Source organism: Bradyrhizobium sp. (genome assembly GCF_017881085.1).
Taxonomy (GTDB): domain Bacteria; phylum Pseudomonadota; class Alphaproteobacteria; order Rhizobiales; family Xanthobacteraceae; genus Bradyrhizobium.
Genome location: NZ_JADGRI010000420.1, coordinates 1 through 3,776, shown reverse-complemented (window position 1 = coordinate 3,776; position 3,776 = coordinate 1). Strand labels below are relative to the sequence as shown.

General features: G+C 63.0%; 6 protein-coding genes and 1 pseudogene. 3 read left to right on the top strand and 4 right to left on the bottom strand.

The features are described from left to right. Together QZ213_RS25845 and QZ213_RS25840 are read right to left on the bottom strand one after the other, a co-directional pair. Positions 1-407 (bottom strand): annotated as a pseudogene (locus tag QZ213_RS25845) (3,4-dihydroxyphenylacetate 2,3-dioxygenase); the annotation flags it as partial. Between the two features lie 39 nt (positions 408-446). Next, on the bottom strand, positions 447-662 hold the full coding sequence (locus tag QZ213_RS25840; protein ID WP_291688899.1) for a helix-turn-helix domain-containing protein: 216 nt from the start codon (positions 660-662) through the stop codon (positions 447-449). Positions 663-956: 294 nt separating this feature from the next. On the opposite strand from QZ213_RS25840, the gene QZ213_RS25835 reads away from it, so the two are divergent. Both QZ213_RS25835 and QZ213_RS25830 read left to right on the top strand, forming a co-directional pair. Next, positions 957-1,409: a hypothetical protein gene (locus QZ213_RS25835; RefSeq protein ID WP_291688898.1), complete on the top strand. Its 453-nt coding sequence runs from the start codon at positions 957-959 to the stop codon at positions 1,407-1,409. 125 nt (positions 1,410-1,534) lie between these two features. Beyond that, a complete protein-coding gene (locus tag QZ213_RS25830) occupies positions 1,535-1,741 on the top strand; it encodes a hypothetical protein (RefSeq protein ID WP_291688897.1) in 207 nt (68 codons plus the stop codon). Positions 1,742-1,792: 51 nt separating this feature from the next. On the opposite strand, the gene QZ213_RS25825 is transcribed toward QZ213_RS25830, so the two are convergent. Further along, positions 1,793-2,611 carry an aldo/keto reductase gene (locus tag QZ213_RS25825; RefSeq protein ID WP_291688896.1) on the bottom strand — a complete coding sequence of 273 codons (819 nt, stop codon included), beginning with the start codon at positions 2,609-2,611 and terminating at the stop codon, positions 1,793-1,795. 148 nt (positions 2,612-2,759) lie between these two features. On the opposite strand from QZ213_RS25825, the gene QZ213_RS25820 reads away from it, so the two are divergent. Beyond that, positions 2,760-2,888 carry a hypothetical protein gene (locus QZ213_RS25820; protein ID WP_291688895.1) on the top strand — a complete coding sequence of 43 codons (129 nt, stop codon included), beginning with the start codon at positions 2,760-2,762 and terminating at the stop codon, positions 2,886-2,888. Positions 2,889-2,904: 16 nt separating this feature from the next. On the opposite strand, the gene QZ213_RS25815 is transcribed toward QZ213_RS25820, so the two are convergent. After that, positions 2,905-3,776: alkaline phosphatase D family protein (locus tag QZ213_RS25815; protein WP_291688894.1), on the bottom strand; the 872-nt coding region annotated here is incomplete at its 5' end.

Below are 3,776 nucleotides of genomic sequence, written 5' to 3'. Positions count from 1 at the left end.
TTCATGTAATGCATCGGCACGATGGTGCCGTATTCCAGCCCGAGGCTCGCAACCTTGTGGGCGATGACGTTGAGCCCGGCCTCGCGCGCTTCCGCGGCGATCGCCTCGGCGAGCGCGGTATTCCCCGGCAGGTCGTAGCGCAGATCCTGGATCATGTGGGGGGCTTCGTGGCTCGTGAACGAACCCCGATGATGCGGATTGGCGTTGATATGATAGCCGAAATTGGACAGCCAGTGCGTGTCGAACACGACGAAGGTCGAGACGCGGCGATCCCTGGCGCGGCGGCCGAGCTCCTGCAGCGCGCGCACCGCGTTTTCCCGCGCCGGTTTGAGCGGGCTGCCCGCGACCTCCGACAACATCAGCGACGGGACATGGGTGACCTTGGCGGCAAGAACGAGCTTTCCCATCAAGAGATTCTCCTGTCGCGAGGCGCGGGAATGAGATGGCTAGCCGCAGCGGATCGCATGGGCGATCCGCAGCAGCAGCACGATCGACACATTGCCCTTCCCGGCTTCGATCTGGGCGATGTAGCGTTCGGAAACCCGGGACTTGCGGGCAAGCTCGCGGCGCGACATGTCGCGGACGAGGCGCATCGCCCGCACGCGGTCGCCGAGCAGGGACAAGAATTCGCTTTCGGAATAGGGCAGCGCATCGGGCGGCATCGCCCGAGCCGCAAAGCCGGAGGGCGCGTCCGCCACGGATCTGATTCTTCTGTCTGCCACGCACCCCTCCCCTTCGCATGCTCGCCAGCCGCCCGGGCGCTCGCATTGATGCGGATCAAATCGCCCGGCGTCTTCGGCCGAAAGGCAACCGGGCTCAAATCCCCCGCAATTGCCGCAAACGAGGATTGTTAGAGCCGGCTTGTCCCAAGGCAGCACCGATGGCGCACGCCGCATTGCACACGGGGATTGGAATGCTAAGCTTCAAGGGTCATGTTGGGGAAAGCGGAGCGGAACTTGAACGGGTCTTTTGGCCGACTGACGCTGGCACTCGTTTTTTCCCTGGCGCTTTCGTGCGGCGCATTCGCCGACACCGTGGCCCAGACCGTGCAAAAATGGGGATTGATCGGCCCGTGGTCGCTGGACTGCTCGCTCAAGCCCGACCGGAACAAGGGCACGGTGCTCGACTATGAGATCGTGGGGGATAACCGGGTCGTGCACCGGCGCAACTTCGGCGAAACGACCGATGAAAGCGAAGTCGTCACCGCCGAGATTTCCGGCGACGGCATGCTGAACCTGCGCGTCTTCTTCCCGAGCCTCAAGCAAACCCGCGAATATGGCCTGCTGATGCAGCCCGACGGCACCATGCGCGCGATCTATAATCGCAACCAGAAGCAGGAATACAGCATCAAGGACGGCAAATTCACCGCCAACGGCAGCCCTACTCCGCCGCAGCACAAATGCATGTAGCGGGCAAGCGCAATTGCAGCCGCGCCGGGATCGTTGCTGAACAACCGTTCAGAATTCTCTTCGGTTTCCCCGGGAACGTTCCCCCGGATGCGATGTTTAATCCCCGCTCAAACGAGGAGGACGACATGAAGAAGTTTGGTTACGTCATTGCAGCCCTTGGCGCCATCGCCATCGCCGCGCCATCGATTGCAAGCGCCGAAACCGTCGTGATCAAGCGCGGCGGCCATCACTATGGCGCGCGCGCCGAATTCCGTGAACATCGCGATCACGGATGGCGCCATCACCACGCCGACAGGGTGGTGATCGTCAAGCACCGCCATCACATGGATTGAAGGCTGACACAGGAATGGCCCCGCGAGGGGCCATTTTCTTTTGTCAGTTTGTCAATCCCACGCCGGGGCAAAGCCGGGATTCACGCAGCGCCTGTCCTTCGGCAATGCGGCGATCGCCTTCATGTCCTCGTCATCGAGTCCCACGTTCAGCGCGTCAAGATTGGCCTTCTGGCTTTCGGCACGCGACGCCTTGGGGATCGCGGCGACGCCATCCTGATCCAGCAGCCATTTCAGTGCCACCTGCGCGGCGCTGGCGCCATGCTTGCGGCCGATCGCCATCAGCGTCGGATCGGACGCCACCTTGCCCTGCGCCAGCGGACAATAGGCCACCAGCGGGATCGCTTTCGCAGCGAGATATCTGCGCAGCGGGGTCTGATCGAGCATCACATGGTATTCGACCTGGTTGCAGGCGATCGGCGCCTTGATGTCCTCGACCACGGTCTTCAGCAGCGCGACGGTGAAATTGGCGACGCCGATGGCGCGGGCGCGGCCGTCTTCCTTCAGCTTCATCAGGGTTTCGAATATCGCCGGCAGGTTCATGGTCTTCGACGGCCAGTGCACGAGATAAAGATCGACGTGATCGAGCCGAAGCTTGTTCAGGCTGGTGTCGAACGCCCGCCGGATCGCGTCCGGCGCGAGATTCTCGTGCCAGACTTTTGTCGTGACATGCAAATCCCCGCGAGGAAGGCGGGCCGCGGCGAGAGCGGCGCCGATGGCCTCCTCATTGCCGTACATTTCCGCGGTGTCGATGTGCCGGTAGCCGAGACCGATCGCGCTTTCGACCGCCGCGCGGCACGCATCGCCCTGCAGGCGGAAGGTCCCGAGCCCGAGCCGCGGCAGGCTGATGCCCTGGGTTTGCAGATGTTCCATGATAACTCCTGAAGAAATCGGCCGGGATGAGCGACCGGCAATGCCGCGAGCGGGCGCAGGGTTGCAAGGATGGGAGAGACAGCGTATCCGCCGTTTGGTAGTCTGCCTGCAGAGGCAAGTCCAAATCAAGATCGAGTTAGGCTAAACGATGGTCAGGGCGTTGCGACGATGGCTGGAAGCCAATGAGCTGCTTGCGATCGTCACCGGTGTGGTCGGCGGGCTGGTCGTGCTGGCGATGCTGCTGGTGTTTGGCGGTTATCTGATGGTGGCGCGCTGAACCGGCGCCATACCGCTCAGATGTGCTGAGCGAGCAGCTTTCCAGGCCGCGCGTCGGGCCGCGGCTCGATATCGACCGACCACAGATCGATATTGCCGACATCCTTCAAGGTCACGGTCATGACCTCCGACTGGCCGTCGATATCGACGCGGCCGAAGAATTGCAATCCGAAACATGGCGCGAGATTTTCGCCCTGCGCCGCGCTGCACCCCTTCTGGAACATCGCCTTCGGCCCGAACGTATTGTCGAGTTCGCCGGGGCCCCAGGTTCCCGCGTGAAGCGGACCCGAGACGAATTCCCAGAACGGCTCGAAATCGCTGAAGATGGCCCGGTTCGGATCGTAATGGTGTGCGGCCGTATAATGCATGTCGGCGGTCAGCCACACCGTATTGCTGACGCCGGCGCGCTTGATGAACGACAGCAGATCGGCGATTTCGTGCTCGCGCCGCTGCGGCGGACCGTCGCCCAGCGCAATCGCGTCCTCGCTGATCAGTCCGATCGGCAGATCCGCGGCGATCACCTTCCAGGTCGCGTCGGAAGCCGCCAGCTCCCGCTTCAGCCACGCCAGTTGCGCCTTGCCCAGGATAAAAGCGTCGCTGCGGTCGTCGCGCTTGTTCCAGGTCGAATCGCGATAGCTGCGCATGTCGATCAGGAAGACATCGAGCAGCGGCCCGTAAGCGATCCTGCGATAGACCCGGCTTGCCTCCTGGGGAATCTCGCGCATCGGCATGAAGTCGTGGAAGGCGCGGGCGGCGCGCTGGACCAGCCGCGATTTGCCGTCCTCGGTGTAGCCGGTCTCGTCGGCGCTGCCGATCGGCGACCAGTCATTGGTCACTTCATGATCGTCCCACTGCGCGAACATCGGCACCTCCGCGTTGAAGGCGCGCA

Bases quoted from the DNA above. Each gene is read 5' to 3' on its own strand.
- QZ213_RS25840 (WP_291688899.1), bottom strand. From the start codon at position 662: ATGCCGCCCGATGCGCTGCCCTATTCCGAAAGCGAATTCTTGTCCCTG.
- QZ213_RS25830 (WP_291688897.1), top strand. From the start codon at position 1,535: ATGAAGAAGTTTGGTTACGTCATTGCAGCCCTTGGCGCCATCGCCATC.
- QZ213_RS25825 (WP_291688896.1), bottom strand. From the start codon at position 2,611: ATGGAACATCTGCAAACCCAGGGCATCAGCCTGCCGCGGCTCGGGCTC.
- QZ213_RS25820 (WP_291688895.1), top strand. From the start codon at position 2,760: ATGGTCAGGGCGTTGCGACGATGGCTGGAAGCCAATGAGCTGCTTGCG.